Origin of the sequence: Micromonospora sp. MW-13 (assembly GCF_003434305.1) — a bacterium.
In the GTDB taxonomy this organism is placed as follows: Bacteria; Actinomycetota; Actinomycetes; order Mycobacteriales; family Micromonosporaceae; genus Micromonospora.
This window is the reverse complement of the sequence record NZ_QKKX01000009.1, coordinates 671,700-686,772: the sequence shown is the minus strand read 5'-3', so window position 1 is coordinate 686,772 and position 15,073 is coordinate 671,700. Positions and strand designations below refer to the sequence as shown.

The 15,073-nt window shown below is 74.5% G+C and carries 15 protein-coding genes; 4 read left to right on the top strand and 11 right to left on the bottom strand.

Going from position 1 to position 15,073, the window contains the following annotated elements; translation table 11 throughout:
- Positions 1 to 12: 12 nt before the first annotated feature.
- From dxs to C5N14_RS07190, 4 genes are all read right to left on the bottom strand, one after another.
- On the bottom strand, positions 13 to 1,968 hold the full coding sequence (dxs, locus tag C5N14_RS07205) for a 1-deoxy-D-xylulose-5-phosphate synthase (protein WP_117666673.1): 1,956 nt from the start codon (positions 1,966 to 1,968) through the stop codon (positions 13 to 15).
- A 73-nt stretch (positions 1,969 to 2,041) separates the two neighbouring features.
- Positions 2,042 to 3,205 (bottom strand): anhydro-N-acetylmuramic acid kinase, encoded by a 1,164-nt coding sequence (locus tag C5N14_RS07200; protein ID WP_117666671.1) that lies wholly within the window; start codon positions 3,203 to 3,205, stop codon positions 2,042 to 2,044.
- Positions 3,206 to 3,210: 5 nt separating this feature from the next.
- Positions 3,211 to 4,512, bottom strand: coding sequence for a class I SAM-dependent RNA methyltransferase (locus tag C5N14_RS07195; protein ID WP_117666669.1), 1,302 nt, complete (start codon positions 4,510 to 4,512; stop codon positions 3,211 to 3,213).
- Positions 4,509 to 6,581 carry an APC family permease gene (locus tag C5N14_RS07190; RefSeq protein WP_117666666.1) on the bottom strand — a complete coding sequence of 691 codons (2,073 nt, stop codon included), beginning with the start codon at positions 6,579 to 6,581 and terminating at the stop codon, positions 4,509 to 4,511. Before C5N14_RS07190 ends, C5N14_RS07195 begins: the two co-directional genes overlap by 4 nt.
- 159 nt (positions 6,582 to 6,740) lie before the next feature.
- On the opposite strand from C5N14_RS07190, the gene C5N14_RS07185 reads away from it, so the two are divergent.
- A complete protein-coding gene (locus C5N14_RS07185; RefSeq protein ID WP_117666664.1) occupies positions 6,741 to 7,406 on the top strand; it encodes a TrkA family potassium uptake protein in 666 nt (221 codons plus the stop codon).
- A 2-nt stretch (positions 7,407 to 7,408) separates the two neighbouring features.
- Positions 7,409 to 8,098: a TrkA family potassium uptake protein gene (locus C5N14_RS07180; protein WP_117666662.1), complete on the top strand. Its 690-nt coding sequence runs from the start codon at positions 7,409 to 7,411 to the stop codon at positions 8,096 to 8,098.
- A gap of 79 nt (positions 8,099 to 8,177) precedes the next feature.
- Here the strand turns inward: C5N14_RS07180 and C5N14_RS07175 are convergent, their stop codons facing one another.
- The 4 genes from C5N14_RS07175 to dut form a co-directional block, all read right to left on the bottom strand.
- Positions 8,178 to 8,861, bottom strand: coding sequence for a DUF3159 domain-containing protein (locus C5N14_RS07175; RefSeq protein ID WP_117666660.1), 684 nt, complete (start codon positions 8,859 to 8,861; stop codon positions 8,178 to 8,180).
- Positions 8,862 to 8,892: 31 nt separating this feature from the next.
- Positions 8,893 to 9,276: an OB-fold nucleic acid binding domain-containing protein gene (locus C5N14_RS07170; RefSeq protein ID WP_117666658.1), complete on the bottom strand. Its 384-nt coding sequence runs from the start codon at positions 9,274 to 9,276 to the stop codon at positions 8,893 to 8,895.
- 179 nt (positions 9,277 to 9,455) lie between these two features.
- Positions 9,456 to 10,121, bottom strand: a complete 666-nt coding sequence (locus tag C5N14_RS07165) for a DUF3710 domain-containing protein (RefSeq protein ID WP_117666656.1) — start codon at positions 10,119 to 10,121, stop codon at positions 9,456 to 9,458.
- A 25-nt stretch (positions 10,122 to 10,146) separates the two neighbouring features.
- Positions 10,147 to 10,653 (bottom strand): dUTP diphosphatase, encoded by a 507-nt coding sequence (dut, locus tag C5N14_RS07160; protein WP_117666654.1) that lies wholly within the window; start codon positions 10,651 to 10,653, stop codon positions 10,147 to 10,149.
- Positions 10,654 to 10,737: 84 nt separating this feature from the next.
- Between dut and C5N14_RS07155 the strand changes: the two genes are divergently transcribed.
- The gene (locus C5N14_RS07155; protein WP_117666652.1) at positions 10,738 to 11,229 is read left to right on the top strand and encodes a DUF3093 domain-containing protein; all 492 of its coding nucleotides are present in this window, start codon (positions 10,738 to 10,740) and stop codon (positions 11,227 to 11,229) included.
- A 46-nt stretch (positions 11,230 to 11,275) separates the two neighbouring features.
- Here C5N14_RS07155 and C5N14_RS07150 read toward each other — a convergent pair whose 3' ends face one another.
- Both C5N14_RS07150 and C5N14_RS07145 read right to left on the bottom strand, forming a co-directional pair.
- Positions 11,276 to 12,262 (bottom strand): hypothetical protein, encoded by a 987-nt coding sequence (locus C5N14_RS07150; RefSeq protein WP_243639232.1) that lies wholly within the window; start codon positions 12,260 to 12,262, stop codon positions 11,276 to 11,278.
- Positions 12,263 to 12,438: 176 nt separating this feature from the next.
- Positions 12,439 to 12,735, bottom strand: a complete 297-nt coding sequence (locus tag C5N14_RS07145) for a DUF4193 domain-containing protein (protein WP_007075406.1) — start codon at positions 12,733 to 12,735, stop codon at positions 12,439 to 12,441.
- A 435-nt stretch (positions 12,736 to 13,170) separates the two neighbouring features.
- Here C5N14_RS07145 and C5N14_RS07140 point away from each other — a divergent pair, with 435 nt between their 5' ends.
- Positions 13,171 to 13,686, top strand: a complete 516-nt coding sequence (locus C5N14_RS07140; protein ID WP_207892626.1) for a LytR C-terminal domain-containing protein — start codon at positions 13,171 to 13,173, stop codon at positions 13,684 to 13,686.
- A gap of 114 nt (positions 13,687 to 13,800) precedes the next feature.
- Here C5N14_RS07140 and C5N14_RS07135 read toward each other — a convergent pair whose 3' ends face one another.
- Positions 13,801 to 14,625: an inositol monophosphatase family protein gene (locus C5N14_RS07135; RefSeq protein WP_117666648.1), complete on the bottom strand. Its 825-nt coding sequence runs from the start codon at positions 14,623 to 14,625 to the stop codon at positions 13,801 to 13,803.
- Positions 14,626 to 15,073: the final 448 nt, after the last annotated feature.

The window sequence follows — 15,073 nt, the reverse complement described above, 5'->3', positions numbered from 1 at the left end:
GGGACGGTCGGATCAGTTGTGCGCGCCGCTCCCGCCGGCCGGCAGGCTCACCGGCTCGTCCTGCTGGGCGTCCAGGCGGGAGATCCACCCGGTGACGTCCCGGGCCACGTCCTGGGCGGTGAGACCCAGGTCGGCGAGGATCTGTGCGCGGGTGCCGTGCGGGTGCCAGTCGGCCGGCACGCCCAGGTCGCGCAGCGGCACCCGGACGTCGGCGTCCCGCATCGCCTGGGCGAGGGCGTCGCCGACCCCACCGACCCGGACGCCGTCCTCGACGGTGACGACGAGGCGGTGGGCGGCGGCCAGCTCGACCAGCTCGGCCGGGACCGGGCGGACCCAGCGCGGGTCGACCACGGTCACCCCGTAGCCCTGCTCGGCGACCCGGGCGGCGACCTCCATGCCGAGCTGGCCGAAGGAGCCCACCGCGACCAGCAGCACGTCGACGCGGGCCGACTCGGTCAGCACGTCGACCGGGCCGACCCGGCGCACGGCCGGCAGGTCGGCGGCGACGGTGCCGGTCGGGAACCGGACGATGGTCGGGCCGTCGTCCACGGCGACCGCCTCGCGCAGCTCCTCGCGCAGGCTGGCGGCGTCCCGGGGCGCGGCGATACGCAGGCCCGGCACCACGCCGAAGACGGACATGTCCCACATGCCGTAGTGGCTCGGCCCGTCCGGGCCGGTGATCCCGGCCCGGTCCAGCACGAACGTCACCGGCAGCTTGTGCATCGCCACGTCCAGCAGGACCTGGTCGAAGGCCCGGTTGAGGAAGGTCGCGTAGACCGCCACCACCGGGTGCAGCCCGCCGAGCGCCAGCCCGGCGGCCGAGGTGACGGCGTGCTGCTCGGCGATGCCGACGTCGTACACCCGCCCGGGGTGCTTGCGGGCCAGCTTGGCGATGCCGGTGGGCTCGGCCATCGCGGCGGTGATGCCCACCACGTCGGGCCGGGAGTCGGCGATCGCGACCAGCTCGTCGGCGAAGACGTGGGTCCACTTCACCGAGGGGGCGGCGACCAGCTTGCCGGTCTCCACGTCGAACGCGCCGCCAGGGCCGTGCAGGCAGTCCGCCTCGTCCTCCTCGGCCGGGCGGTAGCCGTAGCCCTTCCGGGTCACCGCGTGCACGATCACCGGGCCGCCGAAGTTCTTCGCGGCCCGCAGCGCGGACTCGACCGCCTCCAGGTCGTGGCCGTCGACCGGGCCGACGTACTTGATGCCCAGGTCCTCGAACATCGCCTGCGGGGCGACCGCGTCCTTGATGCCCTTCTTGACCGCGTGCAGCACCTCGTACATCGGCCGGCCGACCAGCGGGGTCGAGCCGAGGGCGTCCTTGACGGTGTCGAGGATCTTCTCGTAGCCGGGGTTGAGCCGCAGCGAGGAGAGGTGGTCGGCCAGGCCGCCGATCGTCGGCGAGTAGGAGCGGCCGTTGTCGTTGACCACGATCACCAGCGAGTTGCCGGCGGTGGCGATGTTGTTCAGCGCCTCCCAGCACATGCCCCCGGTCAGCGCGCCGTCGCCGACCACGGCGACCACGCTGCGCTGCTCGCCGCGCAGCGCGTACGCCTTGGCCAGGCCGTCGGCGTAGGACAGGGCGGTGGAGGCGTGCGAGTTCTCGACCAGGTCGTGCTCGCTCTCGGCCTGGCTCGGGTAGCCGGAGAGGCCGCCGCGCTGGCGCAGCCGGTCGAAGCCGTCCTGCCGGCCGGTGAGGATCTTGTGCACGTACGCCTGGTGGCCGGTGTCGAACAGGAGCCGGTCCCGGGGGGAGTCGAAGACCCGGTGCATCGCCAGGGTCAGCTCCACCACGCCCAGGTTGGGCCCGACGTGCCCACCGGTGCGGGAGACCTTGGCGATCAGGAAGTCGCGGATCTCGGCGGCGAGGATGTCCAGCTGCTCGGCGGTCATCCGCTTCACGTCCTGCGGACCCCGCACCGTGCCCAGCAGCCGGCCGTGGATGGCCGTGTCCTCTTCAACGCTCATGAGCGAAGAGTCTATCGGCCGTCCGGTAGTCCGCAGCCTGGCCGGGCAACCACCCGCCTGACCCGGGGGACAGTCAGCCCGTGATCACCAGCCGGCGGGGCGGCACCGCCGGCGGCGCGCGGCGGGCCGGTCCGGCCGGCGTCCAGGAGCCCAGCACGGTGGCCTCCCGGGCCCCGGTGACCGACGGGATCGCCCCTGGCAGGCCGTGCCAGGAGAGCCAACCGAGCAGGGCGAACGCGTACGCCTCCCTGGCCTGGGCCGGCACCCCCAGCTCGTCGCTGGCCCGCAGCCGCCACCGGCCCCCGCCGAGCGCGGCCAGCCGGCCCAGAAGTGTGGGATTGCGCACCCCGCCCCCGGCGGCCACCACCTCGGCCACCCCGTGCCGGTCGCACTCGGCGGCCACCGTCCGGGCGGTCAGCTCGGTCAGCGTGGCCAGCACGTCGTCGGCGGCCACCGGTTCGCCGAGCGCGGCCAGCCGGTCGTCCAGGTAGCCGGCGTGGAACAACTCCTTGCCGGTGGACTTGGGCGGCGGCGCGGCGTAGTACGGCTCGGCGAGCAGCAGCTCCAGCAGGGGCTGATGCACCCGGCCGGCCGCCGCCCGGGCCCCGTCGAGGTCGCAGGGGCGGCCGAGGAACCGCCGGGCCGCCGCGTCGAGCAGGGCGTTGGCCGGGCCCACGTCGTACCCGAGGACCGGGGCGCCCGGCGCGACCACGGTGAGGTTGGCGATGCCGCCCAGGTTGAGCGCCGCCCGGGGCGGCCCGGCCCGGCCGCCCAGCAGCAGCGCGTCGAAGGCCGGCACCAGGGGCGCGCCCTGCCCGCCGGCCGCGACGTCCGCCGACCGCAGGTCCGACAGCACCGGTACGCCCACCCGCGCCGCCACCCGGGCCGGCGCGCCGAGCTGGAGGGTTCCCCGGGCCCGGCCGCCGTCGACCCAGTGGAACACGGTCTGCCCGGGCGAGACGACCGCGTCGACCCGTCCGCCGGCCAGTTCCACGCCGCGCGCCGCCGCCTCGGCGAACACCTCGCCGAGCCGGTTGTCCAGCCGGCAGACCGCCTCGATCGTGGTCGGGTTCGGCGGCAGCAGCGCCCCGATCTCCGCCCGCAGCCCGTCGTCGTGGTCCACGCTGGCGAACCCGAGCGGACGCAACCGCAGGGTGTCCCCCTCGGCGGCGAACTCCACCGCCGCCACGTCCACCCCGTCGTACGACGTCCCCGACATCAGCCCGACGATCCGCACGGCCGCTACCTCCCGACGGCCGGGGGCAGCAGCAGCCCGACCAGCTCGACGTGCTGGGTCATCGGGAACAGGTCGAAGCCCCGCAGCTCCGCCAGCCGCCACCGGGCCCCGGCGAACGTGCGCACGTCCCGGGCGAAGGCGGCCGGGTCGCAGGCCACGTACGCCACCGCGCGCGGGGCGGCGGCCAGCACGTCGCGCACCACCTGCGCGCCCGCCCCGGTGCGCGGCGGGTCCAGCACCACCAGGTCCACCGGTCCGGTGATCCGGCGGCGGGCCAGCGCGGTCTCCACCCGGGCCGCCACCACCTCGACCTGGGGCAGGTCCCGCAGGTTCTCCCGGGCGGCGGCGACGCCGGACGCGGCGGACTCGACGACGGTGATCCGGGCGTCCGGGCCGACCCGGCCGGCCAGCGCGGCGGCGAACAGCCCCGCCCCGCCGTACAGGTCCCAGGCCGACTCGCCCGGCCTCGGGTCGAGCAGGTCGAGCACGGCGTCGACCAGGGTGTCCGCCGCCGCCGGGTGCACCTGCCAGAAGCCGGACGCGGGCAGCGTCCACTCCCGGCCGGCGGCCACCTCGCGCACCGCCGTCGGCCCGTCGACCGGCGTGGGCAGGCCGTCGGCCAGGGCGGTGACGGCGACGTCGCCGCCGGTGGAGGCCACCGTCTCCACCGCGTCCGCCGCCGGCCAGCGGGCCCCGCTCGGGGCGAGCACCGGCAGCTCCTGGATCGCCGGATGGGCGATCAGGCAGCGGTCGACCGGCACCACCTCGTGCGAGCGGTGCTTGAGCAGCCCGGCCCGGCCGGTGGCGTCCACCGCGTACCGGACCCGGGAGCGCCAGCCGAGCGGCCCGCCGGGCAGCGCCGCGATCCGGACTCCGAGCCGGTCGATCTCGGCGTCGGTGAGTCCGGCGAGCCGGCTGAGCTGCTCGCGTACCACCGCCGTCTTCCAGTCGAGCTGGGCCTGCGGCGCGACGTGCTGGAGGTCGCAGCCGCCGCAGCGGCCCGGCCGCGCGTACGGGCAGGGCGGCTCGACCCGCTCCGGGGCGGCGTCGAGCACCGTCACCGCGTCGGCCCGGACGAACCCCCGGTGCACCTCGGTCACCTCGGCGACCACCCGCTCCCCGGGCAGCGCGTGCCGGACGAACACCACCTGGCCGTTCACCCGGGCCACGCAGTGCCCGCCGGGCGCGACCGCGTCGACGGTCAGCTCGACCCGCTCGGCCTCCTCCAGCCCGCGCCGGTCGCCACCGGCCGGCCCGGTCTCCCCCGGGCCCCGCCGGTCGTCGCCGTCGTCCACCGGTGCGGTCATCGCTGGCTCCCCTCGGTCGGGCCGCTCTCGCCGGGCGGGGCCGGGACCACCGGCGCCACCGGTGGCGGCAGGGTGCTGCGCGGGGCGACCCGGGGGCCCCGGGCGGGGCCCCGGCTCAGGGTCGCGTCCAGCCGGTCGAGGTTCTTGCCGGCGGTGGAGGCGAGCTGCCACGGGACGCTGGTCACCATCACGCCCGGTTCGAACAGCAGCCGGCCCTTCAGGCGCAGCGCGCTCTGGTTGTGCAACAGGTTCTCCCACCAGCGGCCCACCACGTACTCGGGGATGAAGACGGTGACCACGTCGCGCGGCGACTCCCGGCGGGTGTTGGCCACGAAGTCGAGGATCGGCCGGGTGATCTCCCGGTACGGCGAGTCGATCACGGTGAGCGGCACCGGCAGCTCCCGCCGCTCCCAGTCGGCCTGGAGGTCCCGGGTGTCCTTGTCGTCGACGTTCACCGTCACCGCGGTCAGCGTGTCCGGCCGGGTGGCCCGGGCGTACGCGACGGCCCGCAGGGTCGGCTGGTGCAGCTTGCTGACCAGCACGATGGCGTGGTTGCGGGCGGGCAGCACGCCCCGGGCCTCGGTCGGCTCCAGCTCGGCGGCGACCCGGTCGTAGTGCCGCCGGATGGCCAGCATCAGCACGTAGATCAGCGCCATCGCGACGATGGCGATCCACGCGCCGAGCAGGAACTTGGTGAGCAGCACGACGACCAGCACCCCGCCCGTCATCGCCATGCCGAAGGTGTTGATCGCCCGGGACCGGATCATCCGACGCCGGGCCTGGACGTCCCGCTCGGTGCGCAGGTGCCGGTTCCAGTGCCGGATCATGCCGGCCTGGGAGAGCGTGAACGAGACGAAGACGCCGACGATGTAGAGCTGGATCAGCTTCGTCACCTCGGCCTGGAAGCCGACGATCAGCACCACGGCGAAGACGGCCAGGAAGACGATGCCGTTGGAGAACGCCAGCCGGTCGCCCCGGGTGTGTAGCTGCCGGGGCAGGTAGCGGTCCTGGGCGAGGATCGAGCCGAGCACCGGGAAGCCGTTGAACGCGGTGTTCGCGGCCAGGAAGAGGATCAGCGCGGTCATCCCGGCGACCACGTACAGCAGCACCGACCCGGAGCCGAACACCGTCTCGCCGAGCTGGGCGGTGACGGTCTTCTGCACGTACCCGTCCGGGCCGGAGAGGATCTGCTGCACCGGGTCCTCGACGAACTGGAGCCTGGTCAGCCGGGCCAGCCAGATGATGCCGACCAGCATGCCCACCGAGATGGTGCCGAGCAGCAGCAGGGTGGTGGCGGCGTTGCGGCTCTTCGGCGTCTTGAACGCCGGCACCCCGTTGGAGATCGCCTCCACGCCGGTGAGCGCGGCGCAGCCGGAGGAGAAGGTGCGCAGCAGCAGGAAGACCAGGGCGAACCCGGTGACGCTGTGCTCGGCCTGGATCTCCAGGCCGGCGCTCGGGGCGCGCAGGTCGTCGCCGAGGACGAAGACCCGGACCAGGCCGGTGAGGATCATCCCGCCGATCACGATCACGAAGCCGTACGTCGGGATGGCGAACGCGGTGCCGGACTCACGCAGGCCGCGCAGGTTCATCGCGGTGAGCACCACCACCGCGCTGACCGCGACGAGCACCTTGTGGGTGGCCACGAACGGCACCACCGAGCCCAGGTTGGCCACCCCGGAGGAGACCGACACGGCGACGGTGAGCACGTAGTCGACCAGCAGGGCGCTGGCCACCGCGAGGCCGGCCCGGGGGCCGAGGTTGACCGTGGCCACCTCGTAGTCGCCGCCGCCCGAGGGGTAGGCGTGCACGTTCTGCCGGTAGCTGGCCACCACCGTCAGCATCACCACGACCACCGCGAGGGCGATCCACGGCGAGAAGAAGAACGCCGACGCGCCCGCGATGGACAGCGTCAGCAGGATCTCGTCCGGGGCGTACGCGACGCTGGACAGCGCGTCGGAGGCGAAGACGGGCAGCGCGATGCGCTTCGGCAGGAGGGTGTGCTGGAGCCGGTCGGACCGGAACGGTCGACCGACGAGCAGCCGCTTCAGCAGCGAGGTGGGACTGGCCACAAGCGCTAAGGGTACGACCACCGTCCCGCTGTCGCCCGGGGTGGCTGAGCGTGGGGTGGGGACCGGGCGCGGTACCGTCGTGCCCCGCCGGTGACCCGGACGTGGCAGGCTCGCAGTCGACAGGTCACCGGCGGGTGCGCGCACCTTGGGAGGGACACCGTGCATGTCGTGATCATGGGGTGCGGCCGGGTCGGCTCGACCCTGGCCCAGAGCCTGGAGTCCCGGGGGCACTCGGTGGCGGTGATCGACCAGGACGCCGACGCGTTCCGCCGGCTCAGCCCGGACTTCGCCGGCGTCACCGTCACCGGGGCGGGCTTCGACGGCGAGGTGCTCCGGGAGGCCGGCATCGAGCGGGCGGACGCCTTCGCCGCGGTCTCCAGCGGCGACAACTCCAACATCATCTCGGCCCGGCTGGCCCGCGAGACGTTCGGCGTCTCCCGGGTGGCCGCCCGGATCTACGACCAGCGCCGGGCCCAGGTCTACGAGCGGCTGGGCATCCCCACCGTGGCCACCGTGCGGTGGACCGCCGAACGGATGCTGCGGCACCTCGTCCCCGAGGGCAACGTCGAGGTCTTCCGGGACCCGACCAGCACCGTCTCGATCGTCGAGGTGCCGGTGCACAAGGACTGGATCGGCCGGCCGCTGCGGGCCCTGGAGGAGGCGGCCGGCACGCGGGTGGCGTACCTGACCCGCTTCGGCATCGGCACGCTGCCCACCGGGTCCACCGCCGTACAGGAGGGCGACCAGGTCTTCATGCTGGTCACCGACGACATCGTGGCGTCGGTCACGTCGGTGGCGGGCAGCCCGCCGGAAGGAGCGCACTGAAGATGCGGATCGCCATCGCCGGCGCCGGCAACGTGGGCCGCTCGATCGCCCAGGAGCTGATCGACAACGGCCACCAGGTGATGCTGATCGAGCGCCAGCCCCGGATGCTGCGGCCGGACCGGGTGCCCGCCGCCGACTGGGTGCTCGCCGACGCGTGCGAGCTGGCCAGCCTGGAGGAGGCCAACATCGCCGGCTGCGACGTGGTGGTCGCGGCGACCGGGGACGACAAGGTCAACCTGGTGGTGTCGCTGCTGGCGAAGACCGAGTTCGCGGTGCCCCGGGTGGTGGCCCGGGTCAACCGGGCCGAGAACGAGTGGCTGTTCACCGAGCAGTGGGGCGTCGACGTCTCGGTGAGCAAGCCGCGGGTGATGGCGGCCCTGGTCGAGGAGGCGGTCACCGTCGGCGACCTGGTGCGGCTGATGACGTTCCGCCAGGGCGAGGCGAACCTGGTGGAGATCACCCTGCCGCCGACCGCCCCGTACGTGGGGCAGCCGATCCACGCGGTGCCGATCCCCCGGGACGCCGCGCTGGTGGCGATCCTGCGCGGCAAACGGGTGCTGGTGCCCAGCCCCGACGACCCGATCGAGGCCGGCGACGAGCTGGTCTTCGTCTGCACCGCCGAGGTGGAGGACGACGTCCGCGTGGTGATCCTGGGCCCGGACAGCGTCGAGCGGACCCGCAGCGCGGGCTGAGCGGGCTCTCTGGGGGGCCGAGCGGGGCGGCCGGCGGGTTCTCGGGGCCAGGGTCCCGCCGGCGCGGGTCGCGGGCGGCTCAGGCGCCGGGCAGCGGCTCCGGGGCGGTCTCGCGGGTCACCCGGCGTACCGTCCACACCGTGATCAGCAACAGCAGCGCGTACGGCGGGTAGCCCAGGGCCAGCCGGGCGACGCCGAGCGCGGTGTCCTGGTGGGCGAGGTAGAGCCCGGCCTGCACGCCGACCTTGGCCAGCCACACCACGCCCCAGAGCACGGTGAGCTGGGTGAAGGTGCGCACCAGGCGTGGGTCGTCCCGCCACTCCGAGCGCCCCTTGGCCACCAGCACCGACCAGATCCAGCCCACCAGGGGCTGCCGGATCGCCGCCGACGCCAGCAGAGCCAGGCCGTACCCGATGCCGTACAGGATGCCCGGCAGGTAGAAGTCGCGCTCGTCGCCGGTGCGCCAGGCGATCGCCGCGCCGATGCCGACGCCGACGAGGCCGTTGACCGCGTGCCGCACCGGCCGGCGCTGGGCCAGCCGCAGCCCGGCGATGAGCAGGGCCACGGCCACCGAGGCGATCACCGCGGGGCGCAGCTCGCCGATGATGTTGGCGATCACGAAGACCACCACCGGGATGCTGGACTCGACCAGCCCGCGCCAGCCGCCGAGCTGGTCGGCCATCTGCTCGGCGAGGCTCGGCAGCTGCTCGGAGTCCTCCGGGCCGGTTCCCGGTTCGGTCGCCCGGTGCTGTCCGGTGGTCATCGCGTCTCTCCCGTTCCCGGCGTCCGCGCCGTCACTTCGGCGACTCCAGCTCGTAGTACGGGTTGTAGATGACCTTGCGGTCGTCCCGCACCGCCACCCGTCCACGGGCGGTCAGGTGGCGCCCCGGCTCGATGCCGGCGATGTGTCGCCGGCCGAGCCAGACCAGGGTCACCACGTCGCTGCCGTCGTACAGGTCGGCCTCCAGCGTGGGCAGGTTCGTCCGCGGAGTGTAGACCACGGTACGCAACCGGCCGGTGACCGAGACCACCTGGCCGCGCGTGCACTGCCGGGCCGGCGTGCCGCCGGACTGCGCGCTCTCCCGGCGCAGCTCCTGCGCCTCGATCTCGGCCTCGCTCGCGGTGAGCCGGTGCAGGAGCCGCCGCAGCGACACCCTGCTGCCCTCGTCGGTCGTCATGACCTCCGCGTCACCCTCTCCTCCGCCGGCCGGCACGCGTCGGCACCGGTGCGGCCCCGAGCGTGCCGGGCCGTCCCGCCAGCGTACGCCGCGCGGCGTACCGGGGGGACCACCCGGCCGCCCGGGACGGGCCGCCGGCAGCGCGCCGACGGGCCGGCCCGGGCTCGGAGGGACGCCGGTCAGGCCCCGATCGGGCCCGGGGCGCCGGGGTCACCCTCGCCGGCCTGGTCGGCGACCTCGCGGGGCAGCCGCAGCGGCAGCGGCTCGCGCACCGGCTTGGCCTCCTGGCCGCGGTCGACGACCAGCCCGTCCAGGCACTCGGCCAGCGGGCCGGCGGTGGCCGGGTCGGTGGCGGCGGCGCCCTGGTAGACGCCCCGGACCATCCAGCGCGGGCCGTCCACGCCGACGAACCGCAGGTCGGTCAGGCCGTCCGGGGTGCGCACCCGGGCGCGCAGCTCGGGGCCGTACTCGCCCTGCACCTCCTGAGCCGCCACGCCGTCGTTGAACAGGGACTGGCGGATCTCCTCGCGTACCTCGTCCCAGATGCCCTCGGAGCGGGGCGCGGCGAAGACACCGAGTTGCAGGGCGCTCTCGCCGTGCACGAGGACGACCTGCTGGATCACGCCCTGCGGGTCGGCCTGCACGCGCACCTCGACGTCGGCCACCGCCGGAATCTGGAGGCTGCCCAGGTCGAGCCGCTGCACCCCGTCCGGGGCCTCGGCGACGTCGTACGGGCCGCGTTCCGGCCCCGACGAGCCCTCGGCGTCGTGCCCGTCCAGGACCTCGGTGGCCCGCTCGTCACGGCCCTGCCGACCGCCACCGGCCCGCTTTCGGGAGAAGATCACTGCGCCCGCCCTCCGCTGTTCGCACTCACCCTGCCACCTCTTCCGACTGGCCGCCGGCCCGGTCCGCCGGCGGCGGGACGAGCCCGGCGTGTCCACCGGTCGAGCCGTGCCCGCCGGCGCCCCGGCGGGACGGCGGCAGCTCGGCCGCCGGCCGGAAATCGACCCGCTCCACCCGCTGGACAACGAGCTGCGCGATCCGATCGCCACGGGAGATCTTCGCCGGCGCCTCCCGATCATGATTGATCAGGTTGACGAGGATCTCACCCCGGTAGCCGGCGTCGACCGTACCGGGCGCGTTGAGCACCGTCACGCCGAGCCTGGCCGCCAGGCCGGAGCGGGGGTGCACCAGACCGACGTAGCCCTCCGGGAGGGCGATCGCCACGCCGGTGGGGACCAGGGCACGCCCGCCGGGGGGCAGCTCCATGTCCGCCGCGGACATCAGGTCGGCCCCGGCATCGCCGGGATGGGCGTACGCCGGCAGCGGCAGCTCCGGGTCGAGCTGCCGTACGGGCACGGGTACGTCGTCGGTCACGATCTCCTTCTTCCGTCCGGTTCGTGGGGTGCCCCTGCCATCCTGCCGGGTCGGCCGCCCGTCGTGCGCCGTACCCTGGCAGGAGTGAGCCGATCGCCGTCCTCGCCGCCCGCCGCCACCTTGACCACCGCCTACGCGGAGCGGCTCGGCCTGCCCTGGTGGGCCTGGCTGGCCGGCCTGGCGCTCGGCGGCTTCCTCGCCGTGGAGCTGTGGATGGGCGCGACGGGGGTGCGCGGCTGGCTGCCGTTCGTGGTGCTGCTGCCGGCGGCGGCGGCCGTCCTGTGGTGGCTGGGGCGGATCCGGGTCGCGGTGGCCGACGGGGAGCTGCGGGTCGACGACGCCCGGCTGCCGGTGCGGTTCGTGGCCGACGCCGTCGCGCTGGACGCCGCAGGCCGCCGCGAGGTGCTCGGCGTCGGGGCCGACCCGCTCGCCTTCGTGGTCCAGCGCCCGTGGATCGCCGGGGCGGTGCAGGTGGTGCTCGACGACCCCGCCGACCCCACCCCGTTCTGGGTGATCAGCACCCGCGACCCGGTACGCCTCGCCGCGGCGCTCCTCGCCGCCCGCGCCGCCGCCTGAGCCGCGCGGGCTTCAGGGCATCGCGGGGTTCAGGGCAGCGCGGGGTTCAGGGCAGCGCGGGTGGGGTGCGCCCTCCGCCAGGCAGCGTCCGGCGCTGCCGGCGCAGGTCGGCGCGGAGCTCACCGGCGAGGGAGCGGGTGGCCCGCCGGTTGAGGTAGCTGGCCACCACCGCCCCGGTCAGGAACGGGCCGAGCGTGGTCAGGTTGCGGCCGAACCGCTTGAGCAGGGTGTCCCGCAGTTCCTTGCGAGCCGCCGTGCCGAGCACCGCGCCGACGCCCACCCCGGGCAGCATCGGGTTGATCCCGCGCTGGCTGGCCCAGGACTGGACCACGGCCACCGCCCGCTGGCTGCCGCCGATGGGCAGCGGGGCACCGTACACCTCGTGCAGCTCGCCGATCAGCTTCAGCTCGACGGCCACGACCGCGACCGTCTCGGCGGCCAGCAGCACCGGCGCGGAAAGAAGCGTGGGGGCGACGGTCCACTCCACGGCCGCGACCCCACCGCCGGCCGCGCCGATCCCGGCGGTCGTCCGGGCGGCGTTGCGGACCAGCCGGTCGGCCAGCGCCTCGTCGTCCAGACCGGGGAAGTGCCGGCGCAGGGTGGCCAGGTCACGGACCGGCACGTGCGGGGCGATCTCGGCGACGGCGTCGGTCATCCACCGCACGGCGGCCCTCGGCTTGAACAGGTCGGCCAGCCCCCGGACGCGGACCTGCCCGACGAGCCGGGTCAACAACTGTCGCCGCCGGGCCGGCTCGATGTCGTCGGCGGTGAGCGCGGCCACGGTGGCGCCGAGTTCGGCCCCACCGCCGGTCGGCCCGTCCCCGCCGGTCGGCTCCGCACCGCCGGTCGGCCCGTCCCCGCTGTCCCTGCCGGCCCGGCCCCGGTCGTCGGCGCCGGGTGCCGTCCCGCCGGGTCGGCCCGCCCCGGGGCCCGCCCCCGGACGCCCGGACCCGCCGGGCTCGTCGACGTCAGGCGTGGTGGGGCCGCCGGTGACCGGGCGACCGCCCGTGCCGTCGTCGCTGCGCTCGCCCATGCGTCGACCTCCCCGGTCCGTCTGGGTGGAAGCTGCCGAGACGAGTCAAGCAGTTCCCCGCTACCGGCGCACGGCGGCGCCGTGCGCGGGCGGGGCGTTGGCGGGCGTACGTGAGATGGCGGCTCTCCCCGCGGCGGCCTCGTCAAGGAGGCCGCCGCCGGGATGCCGCGTCGAGGTCAGACGCATTCGCGGCAGATCAACTCACCGTTGCGCTCGACCGCCAGCTGGCTGCGGTGGTGGACCAGGAAGCAGCGGGCGCACCGGAACTCGTCCTGCTGCATCGGTAGCACCTTGACCGTGAGCTCTTCGTCGGCCAGGTCGGCACCGGGAAGCTCGAAGCTCTCGGCCACCTCTGCCTCGTCGACGTCCACGGCGCCCGACTGTGAGTCGACCCGCCGGGCCTTGAGCTCTTCCAGGCTGTCCTCGCCGAGGTCGACCTCGTCGCGACGCGGGGCGTCGTAGTCGGTGGCCATCGGTTTCACTCTCCCATATCGATATGGTCGCTTCCGGTTGTAACGCCGGACGACGCTGTTTCGGTTCCGCTGGCCGGCCACCAATTTGTGTCGGTCACCCGACCCGACGGCCGGTCGGGACGGGGTCGCCAAAGGAACTCCCCCAGCGAGCGCGGTACCTTACCCCCCTCTGGGCGAGGCATGTATACCGCCCTCGTGGCTCAGATGTACGCCCCAGCCGTCGAAGTTGTTCCCAATGTGACTCAGGCGACACGAAGATAGGGGTAGTAGTACCCGCTTCCCGGTTGGCGCGCCGGCATGTCGGACTGTTTCCACGCGACCGCCGGACAACCGTTAACCTCAGCGGCGTACTCGACGGCCGGCGGGACGGCCCGACCGCCGACGGCCGCCGCCACCCACCCATCGTCCGGGAGCGCCCAGATGAGTTTTGCGCGAGTGCGAGCACTCGTTGTCGTCGGTCTGCTGGCGGTCGTCGCCCTAGTCTTCGTGGTCGTCGCCGTGGTCCGCGACACCCAGGGCGAGGCCGGGCTGGCCGGCGGCTGTCCCGAGGACGCCCCGCTCGCGGACGTCACCCTGCGCGAACGCAAGGACGTGAAGATCAACGTACTCAACGGCACGGACCGGCCCGGCCTCGCCTCCCAGGTCGCCGACGAGTTCAGCAACCGGCAGTTCCAGGTCAAGAAGACCGCCACCGAGAAGAAGCAGATCGACGACGTCGCCATCCTCCGGTACGGCCCGAAGGGCGTCGGCTCCGCGCACCTGCTGCGCGCGTACTTCCTCAACAACGCCAAGGACGGGTACGACGCCAAGCGCAAGGACGACACCGTCGACGTGGTGCTGGGCAACAGCTTCCAGCAGCTGGCCACCACCACCGAGGTGAACCAGTCCCTCGGCGATCTGGGCGCCCCGGTCGCGCCGCCCGGCTCGTGCCCGATGCCCGTCGACAAGTGACCCGCTGACCCCGGCCGCCGCCCGCCCGCCGGGCCCTGACGGACGCCCGACCATCCACCGGACGCGGCGGCCCGCTCAGGGCCCGCCACGGGGCGACGGCGGGCCGGGCGGCGGTCAGGGCCCGCCCGAGGCGTCCAGGGCGGCCAGCCGGTCGTGCAGCGGCCCGAACAACGCCGGCGGGGCGGCGATCACCAGGTCCGGCCCGGCGGCCCGCCCGCCCAGCCCACCGACCCGCAGCCCGGCCTCGGTGGCGACCAGCGCCCCCGCCGCCTGGTCCCAGGCGGCCAGCCCCTTCTCGTAGTACGCGTCCAGCCGGCCCTCGGCGACCAGGCAGAGATCCAGGGCCGCGGCGCCCTGCCGGCGGATGTCCCGCACGTGCGGGATCAGCTCGGCGAGCACCCGGGCCTGGTGCGCCCGCCGCCCGGCGTCGTAGCCGAACCCGGTGGCGACCAGCGCCTGGCCCAGGTCGGTCTCGCCCGAGCAGCGCAGCCGCCTCCCGCCGCGGTACGCGCCGCCACCGGCGGTCGCCGTCCACTCCTCGCCGGTCGCCACGTTGCGCACCACGCCCGCGACCACCTCGCCGTCCACCTCGGCGGCCAGCGACACCGCGCAGTACGGCAGCCCGTAGAGGTAGTTGACGGTGCCGTCGATCGGGTCGACGATCCAGCGCACCCGGGCCGCGCCGGCCGCCGGGGCGCCGTCGCCCGCGCCGTACTCCTCGCCGAGCACCGCGTCGTCGGGGCGGACCCGGCGCAGCGCGTCGACCACCTGCCGCTCGACGGCCCGGTCGGCGGCGGTCACCACGTCGGTGACGGTGGACTTGGTCGCGGCGACGAAGACCCCCTCGGCGCGCATCCGGTACGCGGTGCCCGCCGCGTCCCGAGCCGCGTCGATCGCGATCTTGAGAAGTTCCTGAGGCGTCGGCGCCAAACTGGTCATGGTTCGCTCCCTTCCCGCACGCCGGCCGCGTGAATGGATGACCGGCCAGGTCTTCGAAGATCAACGGTTGTCGACGCCATGTGAAGTCCTGGAGGAAACGCGCCCGCTGTCTCATCATTGACCATCCCCGCCGTGACACCGAACGCCGGTCCGGCGGGACTGGACGACGCCACGGCGTTGAGTCTCACGCGGTTAGCGACGCGGTGACACCCGGTCACTCTGCTCGCCGCGGGCAGGCAGCGACGGCGCGACCATTCACTGCCCCGCATAGCCAACTGGGCAAGCCTCCCGCAGAGCATGACACCGCTGCTCGCCTGACCGATGGACAATAGGCCGACCACCCCGTACCGGAATCGACCGCAGTAACGGTCACGGCCGCAACGAACACCATGCCGGCTGCCTGACCACCGCCACCGGCATCAACCTCCCACGCCAGAGCGATACAGGC